General features: G+C 60.0%; 30 protein-coding genes. 17 read left to right on the plus strand and 13 right to left on the minus strand.

The features are described from left to right. Positions 1 to 98 precede the first annotated feature (98 nt). Positions 99 to 866, minus strand: a complete 768-nt coding sequence (gloB, locus tag ACR0JW_RS12785) for a hydroxyacylglutathione hydrolase (protein ID WP_480714021.1) — start codon at positions 864 to 866, stop codon at positions 99 to 101. Positions 867 to 927: 61 nt separating this feature from the next. On the opposite strand from gloB, the gene ACR0JW_RS12790 reads away from it, so the two are divergent. The 7 genes from ACR0JW_RS12790 to ACR0JW_RS12820 all read left to right on the plus strand — a co-directional run bounded on the left by ACR0JW_RS12790 (position 928) and on the right by ACR0JW_RS12820 (position 7,299). Beyond that, the gene (locus tag ACR0JW_RS12790; RefSeq protein WP_170614771.1) at positions 928 to 1,662 is read left to right on the plus strand and encodes a methyltransferase domain-containing protein; all 735 of its coding nucleotides are present in this window, start codon (positions 928 to 930) and stop codon (positions 1,660 to 1,662) included. 313 nt (positions 1,663 to 1,975) lie between these two features. Next, entirely contained in the window at positions 1,976 to 2,536 is a 561-nt protein-coding gene (locus tag ACR0JW_RS12795; RefSeq protein WP_170614770.1) for a F0F1 ATP synthase subunit delta, read from the plus strand. Further along, positions 2,537 to 4,075, plus strand: coding sequence for a F0F1 ATP synthase subunit alpha (atpA, locus tag ACR0JW_RS12800; RefSeq protein ID WP_170614769.1), 1,539 nt, complete (start codon positions 2,537 to 2,539; stop codon positions 4,073 to 4,075). Positions 4,076 to 4,087: 12 nt separating this feature from the next. After that, the gene (locus ACR0JW_RS12805; protein WP_170680936.1) at positions 4,088 to 4,966 is read left to right on the plus strand and encodes a F0F1 ATP synthase subunit gamma; all 879 of its coding nucleotides are present in this window, start codon (positions 4,088 to 4,090) and stop codon (positions 4,964 to 4,966) included. 18 nt (positions 4,967 to 4,984) lie between these two features. Next, on the plus strand, positions 4,985 to 6,409 hold the full coding sequence (gene atpD, locus ACR0JW_RS12810; RefSeq protein WP_170614767.1) for a F0F1 ATP synthase subunit beta: 1,425 nt from the start codon (positions 4,985 to 4,987) through the stop codon (positions 6,407 to 6,409). A gap of 12 nt (positions 6,410 to 6,421) precedes the next feature. Further along, positions 6,422 to 6,832: a F0F1 ATP synthase subunit epsilon gene (locus tag ACR0JW_RS12815; RefSeq protein ID WP_170680935.1), complete on the plus strand. Its 411-nt coding sequence runs from the start codon at positions 6,422 to 6,424 to the stop codon at positions 6,830 to 6,832. A gap of 116 nt (positions 6,833 to 6,948) precedes the next feature. After that, positions 6,949 to 7,299, plus strand: coding sequence for an H-type lectin domain-containing protein (locus ACR0JW_RS12820; protein ID WP_170614765.1), 351 nt, complete (start codon positions 6,949 to 6,951; stop codon positions 7,297 to 7,299). Between the two features lie 60 nt (positions 7,300 to 7,359). Here the strand turns inward: ACR0JW_RS12820 and rpiB are convergent, their stop codons facing one another. Both rpiB and ACR0JW_RS12830 read right to left on the minus strand, forming a co-directional pair. Further along, positions 7,360 to 7,809 carry a ribose 5-phosphate isomerase B gene (rpiB, locus tag ACR0JW_RS12825; protein ID WP_170614764.1) on the minus strand — a complete coding sequence of 150 codons (450 nt, stop codon included), beginning with the start codon at positions 7,807 to 7,809 and terminating at the stop codon, positions 7,360 to 7,362. A gap of 68 nt (positions 7,810 to 7,877) precedes the next feature. Continuing rightward, positions 7,878 to 8,897 (minus strand): ribose-phosphate pyrophosphokinase, encoded by a 1,020-nt coding sequence (locus tag ACR0JW_RS12830; RefSeq protein WP_170614763.1) that lies wholly within the window; start codon positions 8,895 to 8,897, stop codon positions 7,878 to 7,880. 107 nt (positions 8,898 to 9,004) lie between these two features. Here ACR0JW_RS12830 and ACR0JW_RS12835 point away from each other — a divergent pair, with 107 nt between their 5' ends. Both ACR0JW_RS12835 and ACR0JW_RS12840 read left to right on the plus strand, forming a co-directional pair. Then, the gene (locus tag ACR0JW_RS12835) at positions 9,005 to 9,601 is read left to right on the plus strand and encodes a 2-hydroxychromene-2-carboxylate isomerase (protein ID WP_170680933.1); all 597 of its coding nucleotides are present in this window, start codon (positions 9,005 to 9,007) and stop codon (positions 9,599 to 9,601) included. Between the two features lie 2 nt (positions 9,602 to 9,603). Continuing rightward, positions 9,604 to 10,428, plus strand: a complete 825-nt coding sequence (locus ACR0JW_RS12840) for an alpha/beta fold hydrolase (protein ID WP_170680931.1) — start codon at positions 9,604 to 9,606, stop codon at positions 10,426 to 10,428. A 35-nt stretch (positions 10,429 to 10,463) separates the two neighbouring features. On the opposite strand, the gene ACR0JW_RS12845 is transcribed toward ACR0JW_RS12840, so the two are convergent. From ACR0JW_RS12845 to ACR0JW_RS12875, 7 genes are all read right to left on the minus strand, one after another. After that, positions 10,464 to 11,498 (minus strand): beta-eliminating lyase-related protein, encoded by a 1,035-nt coding sequence (locus ACR0JW_RS12845; RefSeq protein ID WP_170680929.1) that lies wholly within the window; start codon positions 11,496 to 11,498, stop codon positions 10,464 to 10,466. Beyond that, positions 11,498 to 11,971, minus strand: a complete 474-nt coding sequence (locus ACR0JW_RS12850) for a YcgN family cysteine cluster protein (RefSeq protein WP_170614759.1) — start codon at positions 11,969 to 11,971, stop codon at positions 11,498 to 11,500. The genes ACR0JW_RS12845 and ACR0JW_RS12850 overlap by 1 nt, the downstream gene beginning before the upstream one ends. Further along, positions 11,968 to 12,900 (minus strand): bifunctional riboflavin kinase/FAD synthetase, encoded by a 933-nt coding sequence (locus tag ACR0JW_RS12855; protein ID WP_170680927.1) that lies wholly within the window; start codon positions 12,898 to 12,900, stop codon positions 11,968 to 11,970. Before ACR0JW_RS12855 ends, ACR0JW_RS12850 begins: the two co-directional genes overlap by 4 nt. 68 nt (positions 12,901 to 12,968) lie before the next feature. Then, positions 12,969 to 13,412 (minus strand): MaoC family dehydratase, encoded by a 444-nt coding sequence (locus tag ACR0JW_RS12860; protein ID WP_170614757.1) that lies wholly within the window; start codon positions 13,410 to 13,412, stop codon positions 12,969 to 12,971. 101 nt (positions 13,413 to 13,513) lie between these two features. After that, on the minus strand, positions 13,514 to 14,389 hold the full coding sequence (locus tag ACR0JW_RS12865) for a TIGR01459 family HAD-type hydrolase (protein ID WP_170680925.1): 876 nt from the start codon (positions 14,387 to 14,389) through the stop codon (positions 13,514 to 13,516). Between the two features lie 241 nt (positions 14,390 to 14,630). Beyond that, positions 14,631 to 15,551, minus strand: coding sequence for a manganese-dependent inorganic pyrophosphatase (locus tag ACR0JW_RS12870; protein ID WP_170680923.1), 921 nt, complete (start codon positions 15,549 to 15,551; stop codon positions 14,631 to 14,633). Between the two features lie 108 nt (positions 15,552 to 15,659). Beyond that, positions 15,660 to 16,640: a TraB/GumN family protein gene (locus ACR0JW_RS12875; RefSeq protein ID WP_170614754.1), complete on the minus strand. Its 981-nt coding sequence runs from the start codon at positions 16,638 to 16,640 to the stop codon at positions 15,660 to 15,662. 121 nt (positions 16,641 to 16,761) lie between these two features. Between ACR0JW_RS12875 and ACR0JW_RS12880 the strand changes: the two genes are divergently transcribed. From ACR0JW_RS12880 to ACR0JW_RS12905, 6 genes are all read left to right on the plus strand, one after another. After that, positions 16,762 to 17,436: a DUF2161 family putative PD-(D/E)XK-type phosphodiesterase gene (locus tag ACR0JW_RS12880; RefSeq protein ID WP_170614753.1), complete on the plus strand. Its 675-nt coding sequence runs from the start codon at positions 16,762 to 16,764 to the stop codon at positions 17,434 to 17,436. Positions 17,437 to 17,610: 174 nt separating this feature from the next. Further along, positions 17,611 to 17,898 carry a co-chaperone GroES gene (locus tag ACR0JW_RS12885; protein WP_170614752.1) on the plus strand — a complete coding sequence of 96 codons (288 nt, stop codon included), beginning with the start codon at positions 17,611 to 17,613 and terminating at the stop codon, positions 17,896 to 17,898. 55 nt (positions 17,899 to 17,953) lie between these two features. Continuing rightward, positions 17,954 to 19,594, plus strand: coding sequence for a chaperonin GroEL (gene groL, locus ACR0JW_RS12890; RefSeq protein ID WP_170614751.1), 1,641 nt, complete (start codon positions 17,954 to 17,956; stop codon positions 19,592 to 19,594). Between the two features lie 238 nt (positions 19,595 to 19,832). After that, positions 19,833 to 20,675: a DMT family transporter gene (locus tag ACR0JW_RS12895; protein ID WP_170680921.1), complete on the plus strand. Its 843-nt coding sequence runs from the start codon at positions 19,833 to 19,835 to the stop codon at positions 20,673 to 20,675. A 38-nt stretch (positions 20,676 to 20,713) separates the two neighbouring features. Beyond that, the gene (locus ACR0JW_RS12900; protein WP_170614749.1) at positions 20,714 to 21,487 is read left to right on the plus strand and encodes an alpha/beta fold hydrolase; all 774 of its coding nucleotides are present in this window, start codon (positions 20,714 to 20,716) and stop codon (positions 21,485 to 21,487) included. Continuing rightward, positions 21,484 to 22,635, plus strand: a complete 1,152-nt coding sequence (locus tag ACR0JW_RS12905) for an alpha-D-ribose 1-methylphosphonate 5-triphosphate diphosphatase (RefSeq protein WP_480714022.1) — start codon at positions 21,484 to 21,486, stop codon at positions 22,633 to 22,635. Before ACR0JW_RS12900 ends, ACR0JW_RS12905 begins: the two co-directional genes overlap by 4 nt. A gap of 67 nt (positions 22,636 to 22,702) precedes the next feature. On the opposite strand, the gene ACR0JW_RS12910 is transcribed toward ACR0JW_RS12905, so the two are convergent. The 3 genes from ACR0JW_RS12910 to ACR0JW_RS12920 all read right to left on the minus strand — a co-directional run bounded on the left by ACR0JW_RS12910 (position 22,703) and on the right by ACR0JW_RS12920 (position 24,540). Further along, positions 22,703 to 23,770, minus strand: coding sequence for a 5-(carboxyamino)imidazole ribonucleotide synthase (locus ACR0JW_RS12910; protein WP_170680919.1), 1,068 nt, complete (start codon positions 23,768 to 23,770; stop codon positions 22,703 to 22,705). Then, positions 23,763 to 24,251 (minus strand): 5-(carboxyamino)imidazole ribonucleotide mutase, encoded by a 489-nt coding sequence (purE, locus tag ACR0JW_RS12915; protein WP_170614746.1) that lies wholly within the window; start codon positions 24,249 to 24,251, stop codon positions 23,763 to 23,765. Before purE ends, ACR0JW_RS12910 begins: the two co-directional genes overlap by 8 nt. 64 nt (positions 24,252 to 24,315) lie before the next feature. Beyond that, a complete protein-coding gene (locus ACR0JW_RS12920; protein ID WP_037308505.1) occupies positions 24,316 to 24,540 on the minus strand; it encodes a YdcH family protein in 225 nt (74 codons plus the stop codon). Positions 24,541 to 24,704: 164 nt separating this feature from the next. Between ACR0JW_RS12920 and ACR0JW_RS12925 the strand changes: the two genes are divergently transcribed. Together ACR0JW_RS12925 and ACR0JW_RS12930 are read left to right on the plus strand one after the other, a co-directional pair. Then, on the plus strand, positions 24,705 to 25,118 hold the full coding sequence (locus ACR0JW_RS12925) for an Hsp20 family protein (protein WP_058275530.1): 414 nt from the start codon (positions 24,705 to 24,707) through the stop codon (positions 25,116 to 25,118). A 5-nt stretch (positions 25,119 to 25,123) separates the two neighbouring features. Then, positions 25,124 to 25,348, plus strand: coding sequence for a DUF1150 family protein (locus ACR0JW_RS12930; protein ID WP_170614745.1), 225 nt, complete (start codon positions 25,124 to 25,126; stop codon positions 25,346 to 25,348). Positions 25,349 to 25,369: the final 21 nt, after the last annotated feature.

A 25,369-nucleotide genomic window follows, 5' to 3' on the forward strand; every position in this document is an offset into this window, starting at 1 on the left:
ATTAGAGTTTGGTTGATCGTGGCGCGGCTTCAAGGGTTTTCTTGCTCTTGACAGTCACATTTCGTGTGACCGTGACCGTGACGTGGGGCAAATAGGTCCTAAAACCGGTCTTTTCTAGCCCGAATTTCGGCAAACACCGATACAGGATCGGCATTTTCCATCCCAAGTTGAGTCTTGATCCCAGGATCCGTGGCCCGCAGAAACGGATTTGTGGCCTTCTCAAGCGCCAGAGTCGACGGAACAGTTGGGTCGCCGGCAGCCCTTGCGCTGTCGATATCCTGCGTGCGCTGCTGCAGCGCCGCGTTGTCCGGATCGACAGTGATCGCGAACTTTGCATTGGATTGTGTGTATTCGTGACCGGAACAGACGACCGTCTCGTCGGGCAGGGCGGCCAGTTTGCCAAGCGAAGCCCACATTTGCGCAGGTGTGCCTTCGAACAGACGGCCGCAGCCCAAGGCCATCAGGCTGTCTGCTGTGAACACGGCCGTGCTCTCCGGCATGTAAAACGCGATATGTCCGATCGTATGGCCCGAGACGTCCAGCACATGAACCGGTTCGCCGCCAATTTCGAAAGTATCGCCTTCGCGCACCTGCAAATCCAAAGGCGGCAGGCGGTGGGCGTCAGCGGCGGCTCCGACCACTTTGGCAGGGTGATGTTCGAGGATTCCGGCCAGACCATCTACATGATCCCAGTGGTGATGGGTCAGCAGGACATGAGACAGTTTCCAGTTGCGGGCGTCAAGCGCGGTCAGGATCGATCCAGGTTCAGGCGCGTCGATCAATGCGGTCTGGCCACTGGCCGCATCATGCGCCAGAAAGGCGTAATTGTCGCTGAGGCATGGGATGGTGACGATCTCAAGAGGCATGGCCTTTTGCCCTTTCGTTGCTAGACTGCCGACAGCTAAGCCGATTGACCGGGTTTCCGCAATGCATCTTGATGTGCAGGATCTGAGGAATTTCTACTATCGCAGCACTTTGGGACGTGCCGCGCAGGCGGCGATCCGTGGTCGAATGGTCGAGCTGTGGCCCGAGGCCAAGGGGCAGACTGTTGTCGGGTTCGGATTCGCCGTGCCCTTGCTGCGCCCCTATCTGAAGGATGCGCGGCGCGTGATCGGACTGATGCCCGGCCCGCAGGGTGTAATGCCCTGGCCTGCAGGAATGCCCAACGTCTCTGTCCTAACCGGAGAGACGCTTTGGCCCATCGAAACCGGTCACGTGGACAAGCTGGTGGTTATGCACGGTCTGGAAACCTCTGAGCGGCCCACCCAGTTGCTGGAGGAATGCTGGCGCGTGTTGGGGCCGGGGGGGCGTATCCTGTTTGTCGTGCCCAACAGGGCGGGTCTGTGGTCGCGGTCCGACCGGACACCGTTCGGGTTTGGTCGCCCGTATTCCGCATCGCAGCTGGAATCCCAGCTCAAGGCCCATCATTTCGTTCCGGAAACGCATTGCTCGGCTCTTTACATGCCGCCATCCTATCGACGGTTCTGGCTGAAATCCGGCAATCTGATCGAAAAGACGGGGCAACGTCTGCCGACAATTATGGCGGGTGGCGTTCTCATGGTCGAGGCGACCAAGCTTATCCGGCCGCCAAGTGGCACCGTGACCAAAGATGCGGTCAAACGCCCGATCAAGGCGTTGGACGGCCTGCTCAAGCCGGCCTGACAGAACAGGTGATGGACACCCATGTGTGGTGCCCAAATCTGAGGGAAATAGGCCACAGGAATCGCCAAAAGCTGCAATTTGGTAACATTTTTCACCCCTTCAGACGTGTCCAAAGGGTCGCACTTTGCGTAAGTGCATGAAATCAAACAATTTGTGGATAACATCGTAATCACTATACTATATTGCGAGGTTGGAACACCTCTGCTACATCCCCGGTGATTTTGATCCCCGCCCTACAAGGACGGGGTTTCTTCACGCCCCCGGGGTAGCTGCCGCACGCGAATTCGGGGCCCAAAATATCGGAAGGGTGGACGTGTCCGAACCAGCTTCGATTTCCACAGGCATCGCCGAGCGCTATGCCACCGCAATCTTCGAGATTGCCAAAGAGAATAATGACCTCGCAGGTCTGGAAACCGGCATCAATGATCTGGCAGCAGCTTTGGGCGAAAGCGCAGATTTGCGCGACCTGATCGCCTCGCCTCTGGTTTCCCGCGCCGAACAGGAAGGCGCAATCACCGCAATTGCCGCCAAGATGGGGCTGAACTCCATCCTGCAGAACACGCTGGGCCTGATGGCGCAAAAGCGTCGCCTGTTCGTTGTGCCGCAGCTGGTGCAGGTTCTGCGCGATATGCTGGCGGACGAGCGCGGCGAAGTGACCGCCGATGTCGCCTCGGCCAAGGCGCTGACCAAGACGCAAATGGAAAAACTGTCCAAAACGCTGTCCGAGCGTGTGGGCAAGACCGTGACAATCAATGCGACCGTTGATGAAAGCCTCATCGGCGGTCTTGTCGTTAAAGTGGGCTCGAAGATGATCGACAGTTCGATCCGTTCGAAGCTCAACTCCCTACAGAATGCAATGAAAGAGGTCGGATAAATGGGAATCCAAGCTGCAGAGATTTCTGCAATCCTGAAGGACCAGATCAAGAATTTTGGTCAGGAAGCCGAAGTGGCCGAGATCGGCCGCGTGCTGAGCGTCGGTGACGGGATTGCCCGTGTATACGGCCTGGACAATGTGCAAGCAGGTGAGATGGTCGAATTCCCCGGTGGCATCATGGGCATGGCGCTGAACCTGGAAAGCGACAACGTCGGTGTCGTTATCTTCGGTTCCGACCGTGACATCAAAGAAGGTGACACCGTCAAGCGCACCAACTCGATCGTGGACGTTCCGATCGGTGACGAACTTCTGGGTCGCGTTGTTGACGGTCTGGGCAACCCGCTGGACGGCAAAGGCCCGATCAACGCTTCCAAGCGCGGCGTTGCAGACGTGAAAGCCCCGGGCATCATCCCGCGTAAATCGGTGCATGAGCCGATGGCAACTGGTCTGAAATCGGTTGACGCGATGATCCCGATCGGCCGCGGCCAGCGTGAGCTGATCATTGGTGACCGTCAGACCGGCAAAACCGCCGTTGCTCTGGACACCATCCTGAACCAGAAAGTCTACAACGACGCAGCGGGCGACGACGAGTCGAAGAAACTGTACTGCGTATACGTTGCGATCGGCCAAAAGCGTTCGACCGTTGCGCAGCTGGTGAAAAAACTGGAAGAGTCCGGTGCCATCGAATACTCGATCGTTGTGGCCGCAACCGCGTCCGACCCGGCACCGATGCAGTTCCTGGCACCTTACGCCGCGACCGCGATGGCCGAGTACTTCCGTGACAACGGCCGCCACGCGCTGATCATCTATGATGACCTGTCGAAACAGGCCGTGTCCTATCGTCAGATGTCGCTGCTGCTGCGCCGTCCGCCCGGACGTGAAGCCTATCCTGGTGACGTTTTCTACCTCCACTCCCGCCTGCTGGAACGTTCGGCGAAGCTGAACGAGGATTTCGGTGCGGGTTCGCTGACCGCTCTGCCGGTTATCGAAACTCAGGGTGGTGACGTTTCGGCGTTTATTCCGACCAACGTGATCTCGATCACCGACGGTCAGATCTTCCTTGAAACCGAACTGTTCTACCAAGGCATCCGTCCTGCTGTGAACACCGGTCTGTCGGTTTCGCGTGTGGGCTCGTCAGCCCAGACCAACGCGATGAAATCGGTCGCCGGCCCGGTCAAGCTGGAACTGGCCCAGTACCGCGAAATGGCTGCGTTCGCGCAGTTCGGTTCCGACCTTGACGCCGCAACCCAGCAGTTGCTGAACCGTGGTGCGCGTCTGACCGAGCTGATGAAGCAGCCGCAGTACTCGCCGCTGACCAACGCGGAAATCGTCTGCGTCATCTTCGCAGGCACCAACGGCTACCTCGACAAGATCGACGTATCGGATGTTGGCCGCTACGAGGCCGGTCTGCTGGCGCACCTGCGCGGCAAGCACGCCGACCTGCTGAAGTGGATCACCGACGAAGATCCGAAGGTCAAAGGCGACGCGTCCGACAAGATCAAGGCAGCGATCGACGAATACGCCGCAACCTTCGCTTGATAGGGGGTTCCGATGCCTAGTCTGAAGGACCTTAAAAACAGGATCGAGTCGGTCAAATCGACCCGCAAGATCACCAAGGCCATGCAGATGGTCGCGGCAGCAAAACTGCGCCGCGCCCAGGAATCTGCCGAAGCTTCGCGCCCCTATGCCGAGCGGTTCAATGCCGTGATGGCGGGGCTGGCGGCTTCGGTCGGGGGCAGCGACAGCGCCCCCAAGCTGCTCCGTGGTACGGGCAGTGATGATGTCCATCTGCTGGTTGTGATGACAGCTGAACGCGGCCTGTGTGGCGGCTTCAACTCGAACATCGCCAAGCTGGCCCGCCAAAAGGCGGAAGAGCTGCGCCTGAAAGGCAAGACGGTCAAAGTTCTGACGGTCGGCAAGAAAGGCCGCGACGCGCTCAAGCGTGATTTTGGCGATCTGTTCGTTGGACATATCGACCTGAGCGAGGTCAAGCGTCTGGGGTATTCCAACGCGCAAGACATCGCCAAGGACGTCCTGTCTCGTTTCGACGGGGGAGAGTTCGACGTTGCCACGATCTTCTACTCGAAGTTCGTCAACGTTGTGACCCAGATCCCGACGGCACAGCAGGTCATTCCCGCCTCGTTCGAGGACGAAGCGGCAGGTGACGACAGCGGTGCCATTTTCGACTACGAGCCCAGCGAAGAGGCCATTCTGGCCGACTTGCTGCCCAAGGGGGTTGCGACCGCGATCTTCTCGGCTCTGCTCGAAAACGGAGCGTCCGAACAGGGGGCACGGATGTCCGCGATGGACAACGCGACACGTAACGCGGGTGAAATGATCGACAAGCTGACGATCCAGTTCAACCGCTCGCGTCAGGCCGTGATCACCAACGAGCTGATTGAAATTATTTCCGGCGCCGAAGCGCTGTAAGAAAACCGGAGACGAAACATGGCGAATGCAAAAGGCAAAGTCACACAGATCATCGGGGCCGTCGTCGACGTGCACTTCGACGATCAGCTGCCTGAAATTCTGAACGCGCTGGAAACCACCAACAACGGCAAGCGCCTGGTGTTGGAAGTTGCTCAGCACCTGGGTGAAAACACTGTCCGCACCATCGCGATGGACGCGACCGAAGGTCTGGTCCGTGGTGAAGAAGTGACCGACACCGGCGCACCGATCTCGGTTCCCGTCGGCAACGCCACTCTGGGCCGCATCCTGAACGTTGTCGGCGAGCCGATCGACGAGAAAGGCCCGGTTGAGGCGACAGAAGCCCGCGCGATCCACCAGCCCGCACCGACCTTTGCGGAACAGTCGACCGAATCCGAAGTTCTGGTCACCGGCATCAAGGTTGTTGACCTGCTGGCCCCCTACGCAAAGGGCGGTAAGATCGGCCTGTTCGGCGGCGCCGGCGTTGGTAAAACCGTTCTGATCATGGAACTGATCAACAACATCGCAAAAGTGCACTCGGGCTTCTCGGTGTTCGCGGGTGTTGGTGAACGGACCCGTGAAGGGAACGACCTGTACCACGAGATGATCGAATCGAACGTGATCAAGCCGGACAACCTGTCGGAATCGCAGGTGGCCCTGGTTTACGGTCAGATGAACGAACCTCCAGGAGCCCGTGCACGTGTTGCTCTGACCGGTCTGACCCTGGCCGAGCAGTTCCGCGACCAGTCCGGTACCGACGTTCTGTTCTTCGTCGACAACATTTTCCGCTTCACGCAGGCGGGTTCCGAGGTTTCGGCTCTGCTGGGTCGTATTCCTTCGGCCGTGGGCTATCAGCCTACGCTGGCCACCGACATGGGTGCGCTGCAGGAACGCATCACCTCGACCAAAGCTGGTTCGATCACCTCGGTTCAGGCGATTTACGTGCCTGCGGACGACCTTACCGACCCCGCGCCGGCAACTTCGTTTGCGCACCTGGACGCGACTACCGTTCTTAACCGTGCGATCTCGGAAAAGGGTATCTACCCTGCGGTTGACCCGCTCGACTCGACCTCGCGTCTGCTCGATCCGGCCATCGTCGGCGAAGAGCACTACAAGGTTGCGACCGACGTTCAGCAGATCCTCCAGCGCTACAAGTCGCTGCAGGACATCATCGCCATTCTCGGCATGGACGAACTGTCGGAAGAGGACAAGCTGACCGTGGCCCGTGCCCGTAAGATCGAACGCTTCCTGTCGCAGCCGTTCGACGTGGCCGAAGTCTTCACCGGTTCGCCTGGTGTTCAGGTTCCTCTGGATGTCACCATCTCGTCGTTCAAGGCCGTTGTGGCCGGCGAATACGATCACCTGCCCGAAGCGGCCTTCCTGATGGTCGGCGGCATCGAAGACGTGATCGCCAAGGCCGAGAAGATGGCTGCAGCGGCTGCCTAAGGAGAAACCCTGATGGCAAACACGATGCAATTCGACCTCGTCAGCCCCGAGCGGAGCCTTGCTTCACTCGCGGTGACGGCGGTCCAGATTCCCGGCGCGGACGGGGACATGACGGCAATGCCCGATCATGCCCCCACCATCACCACACTGCGCCCCGGTCTGCTGAAGGTTGAGGCGCCCGAAGGGTCCAGCGAATACCTGGTCACCGGAGGGTTTGCCCAGATCAACGGCGACAGCTTGTCGGTTCTGGCCGAAAAGGCCATTCCGGTTTCAGAAGTGACCCGTGCGCATATCGACGATCTGATCACCGAGGCCCGCGAGTCGCACGAAGCGGCAAAAGGTGGCGACGATCAGACCATCGTCGACGACGCCGCCAAGCTGCTGGCCGACATGGAAGCGCTTGGGACGCATATGAGCCTGTAACGCGGCTTGATCGTTTATGAATTAGAACGGCCTCGCGTTTGCGGGGCCGTTTTTTTGTCGTGCTTTTGACCGAATGCCGGAATAAGTTGCGGGAATTCAAAAACAACGACGACAGAATGAAAACTTTTCAAACCCATCCTATTGGCATTGATCAAGGCGAGGCCCTGTTGTTTTCCGATTTTGCCAATGGCGGTGAAATGTGGACAGGTGAGGGGGCGCGGGAACGCCGGACGACCGTTGCATTCAGCCAACCGTTTCGCTCGGCACCGATGGTACAGATCGGCATTTCGCTGTGGGATGTGGACACGTCCTCGGCGCTACGCGCCGAAATCAAGGCCGAGAACATTACGCCCGAAGGGTTCTGCGCTGTCTTCCGCACCTGGTCGGATACGCGCGTTGCCCGCATCCGCGCCTCGTGGACCGCGATTGGCGAGGTGCCGCACGAGGATGACTGGCATATATCCTGAGCGCACCTTCAGAACGGAAGCCGCGCTCTTGTCGTCAACTGCTCACCTGAAGCCCGTTTCTTACGCGTCGGTGCCTTCGATCATGTCCACGCGTGTTGCGTGGCGGCCACCTTCGAACGCGGCCCCCAAAAACGCGTCCACGATATCCAGCGCCTGACCTTCGCCAATGACGCGCGCGCCCATGGACAGCATGTTGGCATCATTGTGCTGCCGGATCATCCGGGCTGAGAATGTGTCGGAACACACACCGCAACGGATGCCCGGCACCTTGTTGGCTGCCATCATGATGCCCTGACCGGTGCCACACAACAGGATGCCAAGCGCACAATCGCCCGAGGCGACGCGCTCGGCAGCGGCCTTGCCATGCAGGGGATAGTGTGTGCTTTCCGGAGTGGTCGGGCCGATATCCACGACCTCCCATCCGGCGTCCGCGATATGTGCGGCGATTGCCTGGCGCAGTCCGATGGCGGCATGGTCACTGGAAAGGACGACGCGTTTGTTGTCAGTCATGAAAAGGCTGTCCGTTCTAAGATATGCGTGTAAGAAAGGTGGGCCCTGTCCAGGCGCCCCTTTTCCGGTCAGTTCATCTGATACAGGGATTCGTAGATTGGTGTCAGTGTCTTGTCTTCGAACAGCGAAGAAACACTTGTGCCGTTCCAGATGTTCAGGATCGCCTGGGTAAAGATCGGTGCCGTCGGTACGATCCGGATGTTCTTGGCCTTGGCGATTGCGTCGGTGGGCTGGATCGTGTCGGTCAGAACCAGCGACTTCATGACCGAGTTGGTCACACGTTCGACCGCCGGGCCGCTCATGACGCCGTGGGTGATGTAAGAGTGCACCTCTTTCGCACCATTATCCAGCAGCACCTGCGCCGCTTTGCAAAGCGTACCGGCAGTGTCGCACATGTCGTCCACGATCAGGCAGATCTTGTCCTTGACGTCGCCGATTACGGTCATCTCGGCCACTTCACCGGCTTTCTCGCGGCGTTTGTCCACGATCGACAGGGGGGCGTTGATCCGTTTGGCCAGTTCGCGCGCACGGGCCACGCCGCCGACGTCGGGCGACACCACCATGATTTCATCCAGGCTGTCCTTGAACTGGTGTTTCACATCCAGGGCAAAGATCGGCGAGGCATAGAGGTTGTCCACCGGAATATCGAAGAAACCCTGAATCTGGGCCGCGTGCAGGTCCATGGTCAGGACCCGCTCGATTCCGGCACCGGTCAGCATGTTGGCGACCAGCTTGGCAGAGATCGGCGTACGCGCCTTTGTGCGGCGGTCCTGACGGGCATACCCGAAATAGGGGATCACGGCAGTGATCCGCTGGGCCGACGACCGACGCAGGGCATCAGCGATGATCAGCAGTTCCATCAGGTTGTCATTGGCCGGGTTCGAGGTCGGCTGGATGATGAACATGTCCTCGCCGCGCACATTCTCGAACACCTCGACGAAGATCTCGCCATCGTTGAACCGTTCGACCCGCGCATCGACCAGCCCCTGATCGACGCCGCGGTAAAGGCTCATGCGGCGGGCTATGGTTTTGGCAAGCGGAAGGTTGGCGTTCCCAGCGATTAGCTTGGGTTCGTGAAGTGTCGGCATCGGCTGAGGTCCCCGGGCAGCAATGGCAATGTGACAGATTCGTGATGTTGACACCGCTTAGCATGGCCTTACCGTCCCGCAAAGGTAACGCAGCGGAGAAAGTGCACATGACCCAGATTGACTACTATTTTGCGACACTCTCGCCCTATTCCTATCTGGCCGGAACCCGGCTGGAAGAGATCGCGGCCAAGCACGGTGCGACGATCAACTACAAGCCGTTGGACATTATCGCTCTGTTCTCGCGCACTGGTGGGGTTCCGCCGAAGGATCGGCACATTTCTCGCATCGAATACCGGGCCCAGGAATTGCTCCGCCAGTCCAGAAATCTGGGAATGGAATTCAACCTGCAACCCGCGCACTGGCCAACGAATATGGCCCCGTCATCCTACGCCGTGATCGCCGCCGTTCAGGACGGGTCCGGCGATGTCGGGCAGCTTTGCCATTCGATCCTGCGTGCCTGCTGGGCGGAGGAAAAGGACATCGCTCAGGATGATGTGATCCGCGATTGCCTGTCAAAGGCCGGGTTCGATCCCGGACTTGCCGACAGCGGCCTGCTTGTGGGTGCGGAAACCTACGCCGCCAATCTTGAAGAGGCCGTTGATCGCGGCGTGTTCGGCGCGCCGTTTTATATCACCCCGGATGACCAGAGGTTCTGGGGGCAGGACAGGCTGGACGATCTGGACCGGCACCTGGCGACGCTGTAGGCATGACAGGCCGTTCCGTGCCGCAAGATGTCTTTGTGCGAACACTGGGCAAGGGCGCGCATCAGATGCTCGCCCTGCACTGCACCATTGCCCATTCCGGCGCCTGGTCGGGCCTTGCAGCTGCGCTGAGCGGGAAGGCAAGCCTGATTGCGCCGGACATGCTGTCACACGGTCGCAGCCCCGATTGGGACGGGCGCGGCGACTTTTTTGACCGGATGACCGAACTGGCGGCCAGCCAGTTGCAAAAACCGATGGATGTGATCGGCCACTCCTTTGGTGCGATGATTGCGTTGCGCCTGGCAGTCGAACACCCCGACCTCGTGCGCCGCGCTATTCTGATTGAGCCGGTCTTTTTTGCCCTGGCAAAGCTGGATGCCCCGGACCTCTACGATCAGCATGAGCGAGATGCAGAACCCTTTGTCTCCGCGCTCGCCACAGGCAACGCATCGCAGGCAGCCCGCCTGTTCAACCGCATGTGGAGCATACAGGACAGCCCCCGCTGGGCGGATCTGCCCGACCGTACCCGCGCCGCAATGATCCGCGGGGTGCATGTAGTCCCGGCCTCCAACAATGCCCTATACGAGGACGGTGCGGGCCTGTTGCAATCGGGAAAACTGGAACGCGCCCAAATGCCGGTCCGGATCCTCAGCGGATCGCTGACGCACCCGGTCATACCCGCAATATGCAACAGCCTGCAACGCCGTCTGCCTGCGGCAACCACCGAAATCATCCCGGGGGCAGGGCACATGCTGCCGATTTCCCATCCAAAAGAGACGGCGCGCAGCCTGTCGGAGTTCTTCCGCATTCCGCTAGCCTCTTCTGTCTGAATTTTCTGCGGCGGGGGCGGCGCCCCCGACGACCGTCAGAAAAGGGCCAGAAACCGGTCGATCTGTTCCGCACTGATGGACCAGTCGCAGACAAGGCGGCAGGCCAGCATCTCGTCCTCGTCCGCCCCGTCCAGTTCATCACCCCACATGTGATAGACTGCGCCCTTTTCGTGCAGGCGACGATGCAGGTGCCTCGGGAAACGGACGAAAACGATATTGGCTTGCGGCTCGTGCAGGAAATCCGCACCGGCCGCCTGCAATCCTGCCGCCAGCTTTGCGCAATTCGCGTTTGCCTGCCGGGCTGCGCGCAGCCACAGATCGTCCCGCAGATAGGCCGCCATCTGCGCGGACAGATAGCGGTGTTTGGAAAACAGATGCGCGCCCCGCTTGCGGCGCAATTCGAATTCCCATGCTTTGCTTTCGTCAAAGAAAACAATGGCTTCGACGCCCATTAGCCCGTTCTTGGTGCCGCCAAAGCTTACGGCGTCCACCCCGGCTTTCCACGTCATTTCGGCAGGCGAACAGTTCAGCGCGACCAGAGCATTGGCGAACCGTGCCCCGTCCAGATGCACCGGCAGGCCGTATTCCCGTGCAACACCGCACAGCCCCTGCAATTCGGCGAGCGAATAGACAGACCCGCGCTCGGTGACCTGAGTGATCGATACAGGGCCGCGCTGCGGACCATGTACGCCGCGGGTCTCCTCTCCCAGAATACTGCTGCGCAATGCCTCAGGCTGCATCTTGTCGCCACCGGGCACCAGCGTCAGCTTGGCGCCACTGTAGAACTCGGGCGCGTTGCACTCATCCTCGTGAATGTGGGCGACGGGCGAGCAAAAGACGGTGTCCCAAGGGTTCGCCAGTGTCGCCAGCGCCAGCGAGTTTGCAGCCGTGCCTGTCGCCACCAGGTATACCGCCGCGCCCGGCGCCTCGAAGACGCCCCGGATCCGGTCGCGCACCTCGTTCATCAGCGTGTCGGCGCCATACGCCATCTGATAGCCATGATTGGCTTCACTCAGCGCGGTCAGCACTTCAGGATGGACTGGTCCGGAATTGTCAGAGGCGAAAAACATCAGACGGGCTCCTCGATAATATGGTCTTCCCACTCTTCCAGAGGGGTTTCGAATTCGGACACGGTGCGCCCCTGAACGGAAACCCCGGCGGCATGAACGCTGTCCGGCGTCCCCGATATCAAGGGGTGCCAGTCATACAAGGGCTTGCCTTCCCACAGCAGCCGGTAGGCACAGGTCTGTGGCAGCCAATAGGCGTGATCGTCAATATTGTCCGGGGTCATCACGATGCATTCCGGCACGAACTGATGGCGGATGTCATATTGCGTGCACCGGCAGCTTTCGTCGTCCAGCAGGCGGCAGGCGACGCAGGTCAGGGCGACCTCGCCCGTGTCTTCATCTTCCAGCTTGTTCAGGCAGCATTTGCCGCAGCCATCACACAGGGCCTCCCATTCGCGCTGGTTCAGGCGACGCAGGGGCTTACGCTCCCAAAAACGATGCGACAGGCCGCCGCGTTCGATCGGGTCTTGTTTCATTGGCCCGCCAGAACCTCGCGGGCACGGGCACAATCCGCATCCATCTGCGCGACCAGCCCGTCCAGCCTCTCAAACGTCATTTCCGGGCGCAGATAGTCCACCAGCCCCACCGACAATGTGGCCCCGTAAAGATCGCCCGAGAAGTCGAACAGAAAGGTCTCAATATTCGGCACTGCGCCATTGAACATCGGGCGTGTCCCAACAGATGCGGCACCGCGATAGCTGCCCTGATTGGGTCCATCCAGAACGTCAACCAGCACCGCGTAGACGCCGAATTTCGGCGGGTGCAGCCCTTCGATGGACATGTTGGCCGTCGGAAAACCCAGTTCGCGCCCGCGTTGTTCCCCGCCGATGACCTCGCCTTCGATCCGGTGCCAGTGACCCAGCATCGAGGCGGCGTCGCGCGGGCGTCCGTCACTCAGCGCCTGTCGGATCGCGGTGGATGAGACCACATGCTCGGACCGTTCCTTCAGCGGCGCGATGGTGACCCCAAACCCCATGTCCCGGCCAAACCGGACCATGTCATCGGCTGTGCCGCTGCGTCCCTTGCCAAAACAGAAATCGGCCCCCACCACCACATGCGCCAGACCCAAGCCTTTGCAAATGACATCGCGCGCGAATTCCTCGGGGGTCAGGCCGGCCAGCGCACTGTTGAAGGGCAGCTCATACAGCTTCTGCACCCCGAGCTTTTCCAGCCGATGCGCCCTGCTGTTGCCGCGCATCAGGCGGAAAGGGGGGCTGTCTGGCGCGAAAAACTCGCGCGGATGCGGCTCGAACGTCATGACACCCAAGGGCGCATCCGGCGCGGCTTTGCGCGCCAGTTCGATGACCGACTGATGGCCGATATGAACGCCGTCAAAATTCCCGATCGCCACGCTGGCGCCCCGGTCCTGAGGCTCGACAAACTGAAAATCCCGGATGATGCGCATGGCGTCTGCCTAGCGGGACTGAGAGGCGGGTTCAAGACCTGCCGATAGCAGATCAGACAGAGTTCGCCTCAGTCGAATTTCCGCGAGGGGGCCAGAACCATGGCTTCGCCAACCAAAACCTTTTTGCCTTCGACAGAACAATGGCAGTCCAGCTTGACGCGCCGCTTCGAGAAGTCGATGTCGATGACCTTGACCTCGGCATAAACCATGTCGCCGGGGCGGACCGGAGCCAGAAACTTCAGCGACTGGCCCATGTATACGGTACCGTGACCGGGCAGCTGCTCACCGATTACCGCCGAAATCAGGCCGGCCGTCAGCATCCCATGCGCGATGCGCCCTTCGAAAATCGTGTCGCGGGCATAATCGTCGTCCAGATGAACCGGGTTCCGGTCGGTCGACACCTGGGCAAACATCTCGATGTCCTCGTCCGTCACCACTTTGCGCAGGTGGCGGCTCATGCCCATTTCAATGTCTTCGATACAGATCGTTCCGCGCGGAAGATTGTCCAACATGTTGCCCTCACTTGCAGTTGGCGGAGAAATAAAAAACCGCCCGTAGCCATCGATTGGCAACTTTATTACTTCGCAAGTGCAGAAAATCAAGCCCTATTTTATTACCTCAGACGGCCGATCGAATAGGTTGGGTTTATTTTTTCTTTTTCAATATAGCTGTTTAGCGCATCCGGGTCAGGCTGGTATGACGTTTTTGTCTCGGATGCAGCCAGACCGCCGGATATGAACAGGGAATCAATACCTTCCCCCATACCGCCGGCGATGTCCGTATGTGGACCATCACCGATTGCCAGAATATCGGCATCGGCAATGTCTGCGCCCAGTTCCTGCAGCCTGCGCCGGGCCAAATCGTAAATCGGCGGATGAGGTTTGCCAAAATACAGGCTCTCACCGCCCATTTCGGTGTAAAGGCGGGCCAGAGCCCCTGCACACCATTCCCGTACTTCACCACGATCCACGACAATATCGGGGTTTGCGCAGAGCAGCTTCAGCCCTTTTTGTTTGGCGTACAGAAAATCGGGCCGGTTGACCGCCGGGTCCGCCATGGGGTCGAACGGGCCGCAGCAAACAATTCCTTCGGCTTCATCCAGCGGCACCCGTTCGATCTGGATTGGGTGATGCAACAGCTTGAGTGGTTCAAAGAACCCTTCGTCGCGCTCCCATTCGCCCATGAAATAGACTTTCTGGCCAACCGTGCCCCGGAACATGGCTGACCGGGCCGAGTCGCCACTGGTGGCGATAGTGTCATAGGCGTCGGCCGGTACGTTGAACTGCGTCAGTTGCACTGCCACACCGGCACGGGGTTTTGGTGAGTTTGTGACCAGAACCACCAAACCACCCGACGCGCGGTAAGATTGCAGCGCAGCAACCGCTTCGGGGAAGGCTGTAATGCCATTGTGCACGCAGCCCCACAGGTCGACGAACAGAGCTTTGTAGCGGTCGGAAACCTCGGCAAGCGATTGGATGATCTGTGTCATGTCAGGACCCTGTTGACGCGGTGGGAAAGTCATCAAAGCCTATGGCAGAGGAATACCGGTTTGGCCAGTAGGGGCTTTGCCCCCGCCGCCCTTCGGGCGTCTCCCCCAGGATGCTTTCAGCCAGATGAAGCAGGGGATCCAAACTTCATCTGGCCAAAAATATCCCGGAGCGCGAGGCAGAGCCTCGCAAAAAAAACAGGCGCCCGATAAGGGCGCCTGACAATCTGTAAAGAGTTCGGTGTCAGACCTTGAGGTTCGGGATGATCTGTTTCTTGCGGCTCATGATGCCGGGCAGAACCACGGCATCGCCGTCGACCGAGGCACCAAAGCTTTTTTCGGCCACGGATTTGACCAGATCGTTCGGAACCAACAGGGTGGCTTCTTCGTTCAGGATGTCCACAACGAACAGCAGAACCTGATCCACACCATCTTCCCGGGCGACATCCGCCATCGAACCTGCCAGGCTGTCCTTGCGGTCCAGAACCACACCGGGCGCGGTGGTTTCAAGAACTGAGACGCGGAATTTGGTGCCGTCGACCTCGTATTCCTTGCTGTCCATGCGGATCAATTCCGCGTCGGAAAAGGACGAAACGTCCGACTTCGCGGCGAACATGTCGGCAGCGTATTCCGAAATATCCAACTCAAGTTCGGCGGCGAGCTTTTCCGCGACCGCACGATCGCGCGGTGTTGTTGTGGGCGAGCGGAACTCCAGCGTATCGGACAGGATGCAAGTCAGCGCCGCGCCTTTGATGGCGTCAGGCATCTTGGCCGCGTCATCCCCGATCAGGTCGATCATGATGGTTGCGGTGCAGGCCAGCGGGCGAACAGTAATGTCGATTGGGCCTTTGGTTTCCAGGCCGCCGACCAGCTTGTGGTGGTCGATGATGGCGCGGATATCGGCGCCGTTGATACCGGCAGGCAGCTCGGCGGGGTTGTTGGTGTCGACGATGACGACCGGAGCGCCCTCACTCACGTCATCGATGATCCGCGGTTTCGGCAGATCCCAGTGGCGCAGCATGAAGGCGGCTTCGGTATTGGGCTCGCCCAGCAGCACCGGCTCGGCTTTCTCGCCCTGGATTTCGTTCAGATACCAGGCCCACAGAATGGGCGAGCCGGTCGAGTCAGTGTCGGGGGACTTGTGGCCGAAAACCTGGATTGTCATGTCAGTGTCCTGCAGAAATGGGATTTTGCGGGCCTTATAGGGTGGACAGACAGGCTTGTCACCCGGCTGTGCGCCAGATGCGACTGTTCGTCAAATCTGACTGTCAGATCAAAAGGGCGCGCGGGTCAGCGTGAAGCCCGCAAGCTGTAATTGATGCAACAACCCCTGCTGACCTGCCAGATGCCCCGCACCCACGGCGATGACGGCCGTTTGGTTCTTCAGTTCCAGAATGTGCTTCAGCCAGTTGTCGTTGCGCTGGATCAGCAATTGCTGCTCGAACGCCTTCCATTCGGCATCAAATTCTTCCTGCGTCAGACCTGATGCGTCGAACCCCTGCAGCAAGGAAAGCTGGATGATTTCGGCATGTTTTTCTTCCAGATAGGCGTTGGTCATCGTGGCCAACTGGTCTTCGCTGGCCTCCAGCGCGCCGGCAAGCCGGGCCAGTGACTGGGCCTGTTCTTCGATCGGATGGCTCTCGAACATCGCAATGACATCTTCGACCTGTTCCAGCGAATGCTGCGGGATACCGTGAGTATCGGCGAGTTCGGACAGGCGTGCATCCATGCCGCGGTCTCCGTCCGGGGTCTGGGCGACGCAGGATGGCACGCCCAATGTCAGGCTCAAAAACCAGGGGCGCAACTTGGCGGCGGTCCAGGCGGGAATGCCGCGTTTGGCCAAGGTGGCTGACAGGGCGGCCCAATCCTCGGCCGACATCAGATCAATCAGAGTCGGCCCCGATGTGATCAGCAAAGGGCTGGGGTCCTTGGCCAGAGCCTGCTCGAACGCTTTCATCTCGGCCTGCGAGGTTTCAAAGAAAAAGGCGTCGGCGTCTTTCAGGAGCGGTTCCAACCGCTCGACCACGGCGGACATGCGCGGGTCATTGACGTGCAGGGTTCCGATCAGATGCATTACCGTGTCGCCCCTCACGGCAACCCAGTGGTTGCCTTCGGGAAAGGGGATGCCGTCCAAGGCGTGTTCAAGGCGGGTCGCCATCTCGGGTGTCATGTCCGCCCTCAGGTCGCGGCCTTCGCAAGCGGCGTGAAGGCTGGCAGGCAAGATCAGGCACAACAGAAATATAAGAAGGCGCATCGTTTTCCCTGCTTTGACGGTCATCCTACCGGGCGCGACATTGCCTTTCCTTTCGGCGATGCGCAAGCTGAAGGGACTGGCAACGTCTGGCAATCCCGGCCGAATAGCCTAGCATGGTGAGATGAAGCGCGAACAGGACCTATACCCGCCGATCAAGGCGTTGCTTGAGCGTCAGGGATACACTGTCAAGGGCGAGGTCGGCGCAGCCGATATCGTTGCCGCGCGCGACGGCGATGATCCGGTCATTGTCGAGCTGAAGCTGGGGTTTTCGCTGGCCCTGTTTCATCAGGCGATCGCGCGCCTGAAAGTAACCGATCAGGTCTATGTCGGTGTGCGCAAACCGAAGGGCCGGACCGCAAGGCGGGCGCTGAGGGATAATCTGTCCTTATGCCGCAGGCTGGGTTTGGGCCTGATTACCGTCCGGGAAGATGGCCGGGCCGAGGTGCATTGCGACCCGGGGCCGTACGCGCCTCGCAAGAACAAGGTAAGGGCCGCGCGGTTGTTGCGGGAATTCGACCGGCTGCAAGGTGACCCGAATGCGGGCGGGGCCACGCGGCACGGAATCGTGACCGGGTACCGCCAAGACGCCCTGAAATGTGCGGCCCATCTGGCGGAATGCGGCGCGACCAAGGGATCTGACGTGGCCAGCGCAACCGGAGTTACCGGGGCGACGCGCATCATGCGCGACAATCACTATGGCTGGTTCGAAAAAGTCGAAAAGGGGGTCTACCAATTGTCGGCCTGTGGATCCGAGGGGCTGAAGCACTGGGCCTACAGCTGGGAACAGCAGGACTGAAGCCCGAAACGGCCCCGCTTGAATCCCGGACGCAAAAAGTTTCTCACATCTTGTTGACTCGGCCTTTCCAACTCCCTAGCTATGCGTCGTTATCACTCGGATGACCCGAGTGCTAACGCCTCGCCGTTAGGTGAGGGGAGGATAAACAAACTTTGAGCCCAAGGAGCTGCAAAGATGGCATTGAAACCGCTTCATGACCGTGTGCTGGTCCGTCGCGTTGAAAGCGAAGAGAAAACAGCAGGCGGCCTGATCATTCCTGACAGCGCAAAAGAAAAGCCCAGCGAAGGCGAAGTCGTTGCAACCGGCGAAGGCGCACGCAAGGACAGCGGCGAACTGATCGCAATGGCCGTAAAAGCCGGCGACAAGATCCTGTTCGGCAAATGGTCGGGCACCGAGGTCAACGTCGGCGGCGAAGAGCTGCTGATGATGAAAGAAAGCGACATCATGGGGATCATCGAGTAAGCCCACGCGCTTTCTCTGATCTTCATTTCCAACATATTTCTCAAGGAGAAACGACATGGCTGCAAAGGACGTCAAGTTCGACACCGATGCCCGCAACCGTATGCTGAAGGGTGTGAACATCCTGGCTGACGCGGTTAAAGTGACCCTGGGCCCCAAAGGCCGTAACGTGGTTCTGGACAAATCCTTCGGCGCGCCGCGCATCACCAAAGACGGTGTTTCGGTTGCCAAGGAAATCGAACTGGAAGACAAGTTCGAAAACATGGGCGCGCAGATGGTGAAAGAAGTCGCCAGCCGCACCAATGATGAAGCCGGTGACGGTACCACCACCGCAACCGTTCTGGCACAGGCCATCGTTAAAGAAGGTCTGAAGCAGGTTGCAGCGGGCCTGAACCCGATGGACCTGAAGCGCGGCATCGACCTGGCAACCGCCAAGGTTGTTGAAGGCATCAAGGCCGCTTCGCGCGAAGTCAAGGACTCGGCAGAAGTTGCTCAGGTTGGCACCATCTCGGCCAACGGCGAAGCCGAAATCGGTCAGCAGATCGCAGACGCGATGCAGAAGGTTGGCAACGAAGGCGTCATCACCGTCGAAGAAAACAAAGGTCTGGAAACCGAGACCGATGTTGTCGAAGGTATGCAGTTCGACCGTGGCTACCTGTCGCCTTACTTCGTCACCAACGCAGACAAGATGATCGCAGAACTCGACGACTGCATGATCCTGCTGCACGAAAAGAAACTGTCCTCGCTGCAGCCGATGGTTCCGCTGCTCGAGCAGGTGATCCAGTCGCAGAAGCCTCTGCTGATCATCGCGGAAGACGTTGAAGGCGAAGCGCTGGCAACTCTGGTTGTCAACAAACTGCGCGGCGGTCTGAAAATTGCTGCTGTCAAAGCACCGGGCTTCGGCGACCGCCGTAAAGCCATGCTGCAGGACATCGCAATCCTGACCGGCGGTCAGGTCATCAGCGAAGATCTGGGCATGAAGCTCGAGTCCGTCACCATGGACATGCTGGGCACCGCCAAGAAGATCGAAATCACCAAAGACGAAACCACCATCGTCGACGGTGCTGGCGAGAAAGCCGAGATCGAAGCACGTGTTGCTCAGATCCGCACTCAGATCGAAGAAACCTCGTCGGATTACGACCGTGAGAAGCTGCAAGAGCGCGTTGCCAAACTGGCAGGCGGTGTTGCTGTTATCCGCGTCGGCGGCATGACCGAAGTTGAAGTGAAAGAGCGTAAGGACCGTGTGGACGATGCTCTGAACGCAACACGCGCTGCCGTTCAGGAAGGCGTCGTTGTGGGCGGTGGTGTTGCTCTGGTTCAGGCCGGTAAAGCACTGGAAGCTCTGAAGGGTGCAAACGCTGATCAGGATGCAGGCATCAACATCGTTCGCAAAGCTATCGAAGCGCCGCTGCGCCAGATCGCCGAGAACGCAGGTGTCGACGGTGCGGTTGTTGCAGGCAAAGTTCGCGAATCTTCGGACGCTGCCTTCGGCTTCAACGCGCAGACCGAAGAATATGGCGACATGTTCTCGTTCGGCGTGATCGACCCGGCCAAAGTTGTCCGTACCGCTCTGGAAGACGCGGCATCGGTTGCCGGTCTGCTGGTCACCACTGAAGCGATGGTTGCAGACAAGCCGCAGAAAGACGCACCTGCCGCAGGCGGCATGCCCGACATGGGCGGCATGGGCGGCATGATGTAAGACGTCGAATTCGCTCCGGCGAATTCCGACGGCCCCGACAGGCGCCAGGCCACATGGCCAGGCTGCTTCAAGGGGACGCACAGTACAAAGGAACGGGGTCGCCTTCGGGCGGCCCCGTTTCGGTTTCGATGGCCGCGATGCGGCCATGCCTCCGGCGGGAGTATTTGGGAAAAGATGAAGCGCCGGGTGTTTGCGGAAAGGACTGTCCAGTTCGCGGCGAACCGGCTATGCGGTTGATATGAGACTGTTCCTGCTGACCACCCTGACCATGTGCGCCTTCGCGGCGAACTCGATCCTGAACCGGCTGGCAATCGACAGCGGGGCCGCCGATCCGGCGGGATTTGCCGTGGTGCGGGTTTTGTCTGGGGCCTTGATGCTGGTGGTGCTGGTCCGGCAACAAGGCGGGCATCTGCCGGTATTTCACAAGCGCAGGGTTATCGGGGCAGGGTCACTGTCGCTTTACATGATCGGGTTTTCGATGGCGTACCTGACGCTTGATGCGGGATTGGGGGCGTTGATCCTGTTCGGGGTTGTACAGATTTCCATGTTTGCCTTTGGCGCCGTGTCAGGTTCGGGTCCCACCGCGCGCCAGCTGGCCGGAGCGGGGATTGCGCTTTTCGGACTTGGGTATGTGTTGTGGCCATCTGGTGCTGTTCAGGTCAACTTGTCCGGCGCCGCGCTGATGACAGCGGCGGGTGTGGGCTGGGCCGCTTATTCGCTGGCAGGCCGGTCCGAGCCCGACGCATTGCAGGGAACAGCTGCCAATTTCGTGGTGGCCCTGCCGGTCACGTCCGTTGCGCTGTTTTTGTTGGGCGGAGCGTGGCAGATGGAACCCACTGGGTATGCGCTGGCGGTTTTGTCCGGCGCCGTAACCTCGGGGCTGGGTTATGCGCTGTGGTATCGGGTTCTGCCGCAGCTTTTGCCTGCGACTGCGGCCGTGGTGCAACTGAGCGTTCCGATCATCGCTATCGCGGCTGGCATTGCACTGCTGGGGGAAACGGCAGGTCTGCGTCTGGCTTTTGGAACCGTCGCGGTGCTGGGCGGCATTGCGATGGCCGTATCGCGACGGAAGACCGGCTAGGGGTTTTCACGATCCACGATAAGCCTTATCTGGCGGCTATGAGATTTCTGGTAGTATTGCTTCTTTGCCTCGCTCCATCTTTAGCCAGCGCGAAATGCGTTGTTTTGCTGCATGGGCTTGCGCGAACCAAGGCTTCGTTTTCGGTGATGGAGCAATTGTTTAGCGCCCACGGCTACAAAGTCGTGCGTCCGGATTACCCGTCAACGGATCTGCCCATACCCGAACTGGCCCGGCAAACCGTGCCGGGCGCCCTTGCCGCCTGCGGGGACGAGACCGCAAATGTCGTGGCCCATTCGATGGGCGGGATTCTTCTGCGGTACTGGCTGCAGGACAATACACCGGACAACCTGGGCCGCGTGGTCATGCTGGGCCCGCCAAACCAGGGCAGCCAACTGGTTGATGAACTAGGCTCATGGGAGGTCTTCGGTATGCTCAACGGTCCCGCCGGGTTGGCGCTGGGAACGGGACCGGAGGGTATTCCCGGCCAGTTGCCGCCGGTCGAATTCGATCTTGGCGTAATCGCGGGAGAAAACTCGCTGAACCCTTTGTTTTCGTCGATGATCGAGGGGCGGGATGATGGAAAGGTGTCAGTGCGAACCACCCGTGTCGCAGGCATGGCCGATCACATCGTATTGCCTGTGACCCATACCTTCATGATGAACAACCCCCGGGTCATGGCGCAGTCGCTGCATTTTATCGAGTTTGGCCGCTTTGATCCGCAGATCACCTGGCTCGACGGTGTCATGAATGTCATTGACGAGATCTGTATCGGAGAGGACTGTTCAGAACCTCTGTCGGAGCCGACGCGATGACCGCACTTGAACTGACCTTCACCCGGGCGGATGTTCTTGTGTCAGGTCACGAAGTGACGCGAACCGAACTGGCCGTGGCGGACGGGATCATTCAGTCCTCGGGGGCCGGACGGCAGATCGATCTGTCGGGATACACCATCCTGCCGGGGATCGTCGATCTGCACGGGGACGGGTTTGAGCGTCATCTTGCGCCGCGTCGCGGAGCGATGAAGCAAATGGCCGAAGGTCTGGTGTCGGCCGAGGCGGAACTGGCCGCCAATGGTATTACCACAGCCGTGCTGGCCCAGTTCCATAGCTGGGAGGGCGGCGTGCGTGGCCCGGGATTTGCGGGCCAGGTCTTTGACGCGATTGCCGTGGTCAGGGATACCGTCGTGACGGATCTGTTACCCCAGTTGCGGTTTGAAACCCACATGCTGGACGACTATGCGGACCTGCCCGAGCGTATTGCCCGGTGGCAGGTGCCTTATGTGGTGTTCAATGACCATCTGCCGCATGACCGCCTGGCGCAAGGACGCACACCGCCGCGTCTGACCGGGCAGGCGCTCAAGGCCGGGCGCAGCCCTGAAGCGCATCTCGAAATGCTGCAAGAAATGCATGCCCGGTCAGGGGAAGTACCGGCAGCGCTGGAACAGCTTTGCGCCAAGCTGTCCGATCGCGGTGTCCGGTTGGGCAGTCATGACGACGCCACGGCCCGGGCCCGGGCAGACTGGCGCGCGCGTGGGGCCCGGATATCAGAGTTTCCCGAAACGCTGGAAGCCGCCGAGGCGGCCCGTGCTGCCGGTGATCACGTCATACTGGGGTCTCCGAACGTGGTGCGGGGCGGCTCGCACAAAGGCAATGCCAGCGCGCTTGACCTGATCACGATCGGCCTGTGCGACGCGCTGGCGTCGGATTACCATTACCCCAGCCCGCGCCGCGCGGCCCTGATGCTGGCCAAAAGCGGTCTGCTGGATTTGGCCGGGGCCTGGGCGCTGGTCTCGTCAGGGCCTGCGCAGGTGCTGGGTCTGACGGATCGCGGCACGCTTGCACCGGGCAAACGGGCCGATCTGGTGATCTTGGAAACCGCCACCAACCGTGTCGCGGCCACTCTGGCGGGTGGGCGCGTCAGCTACATGTCCGGGGACATCGCGGCGCGCCTGGTGGCATAAGCGCGCTGCGTTTTCTATTGTTCAGGAATAGCTTCGACTGAGGCATCGCACGCCGGCTCGATACCCCTCAGCGGATGACACGGTTGAAATGGCCCATCTTGCGGCCTGCCTTGACGTCGGCCTTGCCGTAGAGATGCAGCGCCACATCCCGTTCGCGGGCCAGATCGGGCACACGGTCCATATCGGCGCCGATCAGGTTCTCCATGACCACGTCGGAATGCCGCTGGCCATCCCCCAGAGGCCACCCTGCGACAGCGCGGATGTGCTGTTCGAACTGATCCACGGCGCATCCATTCTGGGTCCAATGTCCCGAGTTGTGAACACGCGGGGCGATCTCGTTGACGATAAGACCCTCGGCCGTGACAAACAGTTCAACGCCCATCACCCCGACATAATCCAGCGCGTTCAGAATATTGGCCGCCAGCAGCACGGCATCCGTTCGCTGCGACGGCGACAGCCGCGCCGGTACGGTCGTTGTATGCAGGATACCGTCACGGTGGACGTTTTCACCGGGATCGAAACAGGCAACCTGACCGTCCAGACCACGGGCGGCGATGGCGGACACCTCGTGCGAGAAATCCACGAAGCCTTCCAAAATAGCAGGCGCGCCCGCCATTTCGGCCAGTGCGGATTCGGCGTCGTCGGGCGCGCGCAGCCGGGCTTGACCTTTGCCGTCATAGCCGAACCGGCGGGTTTTCAGAATGGCGGGTGTGCCAATCTCATCAATCGCTGCGCGCAGGCTGTCCAGATCTGTGATGTCGGCGAAGGGTGCCGTTTTCAGGCCCAGTCCCTGCAGAAAGCTCTTCTCGGTCAGCCGGTCCTGACTGACCCGCAGGGCTTCGCGGCCCGGGCGAATGGGGCGATGCGCTTCCAGCAGATCCAGTGCCTCGGTCGGGATGTTCTCGAACTCATAGGTGATGACATCCACGTCTTCGGCAAAGGCACGCAGGGCGTCGGCATTGTCATAGGCGGCAGTGGTCACGCGGTCGGCGACGTGGCCAGCAGGTGGGTTCGCGCCCGGCTCATAAACATGGGTGACAAACCCCAGTCGGGCCGCCGCGACCGACAGCATCCGGCCCAGCTGGCCACCGCCCAGAATTCCGATCCGAGCCCCGGTTTGCAATGCTTCAGTCATCGGCGGGCTCCTCGGGGATAGAGGCCGACAGGGCCTCGCGCCAGGCATCCAGCCGTCCGGCCAGTTCGGCATCCTGCAGGGCCAGGATACCAGCAGCCATCAACCCGGCATTGGCACCACCCGCCGATCCGATGGCCATGGTCGCCACCGGAAACCCTTTCGGCATCTGAACGATGGAATAGAGGGAATCGACACCCGACAGGGCCCGCGTCTGAACCGGCACTCCGATCACCGGAACCCGTGTCTTCGAAGCCATCATGCCCGGAAGATGCGCGGCCCCGCCGGCACCCGCAATGATCACCTGCAAGCCGCGCGACACAGCGGTTTTGCCATAGTCCCACAGGCGATCCGGCGTGCGGTGGGCCGACACGATGCGCGCCTCGTAGGCAACACCCAGTTCGTCCAGAATATCCGCGGCTTCCTTCATCGTGGGCCAGTCCGACTGGCTGCCCATGATGATGCCTACCTTGATCTCACCCATCCGCATTTTCCCCGGCTTTTCAAAGAGCGCGCACTATAGCCAAATCCACCTGCCTGGCAATGCGTCAGGCGATGATGTCGGGGGTCAGGCGGTCCTCGATCAGCCGGATGATGTCCTTCAGCCGCAGTTTCTGCTTTTTAAGACGTTTGATGGTCAGCTGGTCCGAGGTACCCGTTGCCTGCAGCGCCTCGATCGCTTCGTCCAGATCGCGGTGCTGACGTCGGAACACCTCAAGTTCAACCCGCAAAACCTCATCAGTTTTCATGGAAAGATCGGTAGGCGCATTCATAGGCGACTCAGTCGTAGTTGTGGTGCTTTCCACACAAGATAGTGTGTCAGGGTTTATCGGGCCAGACCTTGTGGACATCCCTGCATATTCCCATATTCTATTACACGCGGTTGCCGCAACGGGGCCGCACCACCCGTCGCTTTGACATAAAAGGACGAGAAAACGTGTCAAAACTTACTCTTGGCTCATACCCGCATCTTTTGGGGTTCGAGCAGTTGGAACGCCTTCTGGAACGGTCTGCAAAGGCTGGCAACGAAGGATACCCGCCCTACAATATCGAACAGACATCGGATTTTTCGTATCGCATCACCCTGGCCGTGGCCGGGTTCGCGGAAGAAGATCTGTCGATCACCATCGAGGATCGCCAGTTGGTGATCCGGGGCCGTCAACGCGACGACAGCGAGGGGCGTATCTTTTTGCACCGTGGCATCGCGGCGCGTCAGTTTCAGCGCATGTTTGTGCTGGCTGATGGGGTCGAGGTCGGCGAGGCGATCATGGAAAACGGTCTGCTGCACGTGGATCTGACCCGCGCCGTGCCGGAAACCGTGGTACAGACGATCAACATAAGGAAGGGGTAAGAGCAATGAATACACCGATTGAGATTAACACCGAAGGCGACCGGATCGTGTATGTCAAAGCGGTCGATGTTGCCGATCTTCCCTTGGAAGTGCGAGAGCAGGCTGGTGATCTGGATCAGCTTTATGCGGTTCACGATTCCGACGGACAGCAATTGGCGCTGGTCGCCGACCGGAAACTGGCTTTTGTCCTGGCCCGTGAACATGACTTTTCACCGGTGGCCGTTCACTGAACGGCCCCGCCTCCGGCTGTT

Source organism: Ruegeria sp. BG6 (assembly GCF_056538465.1).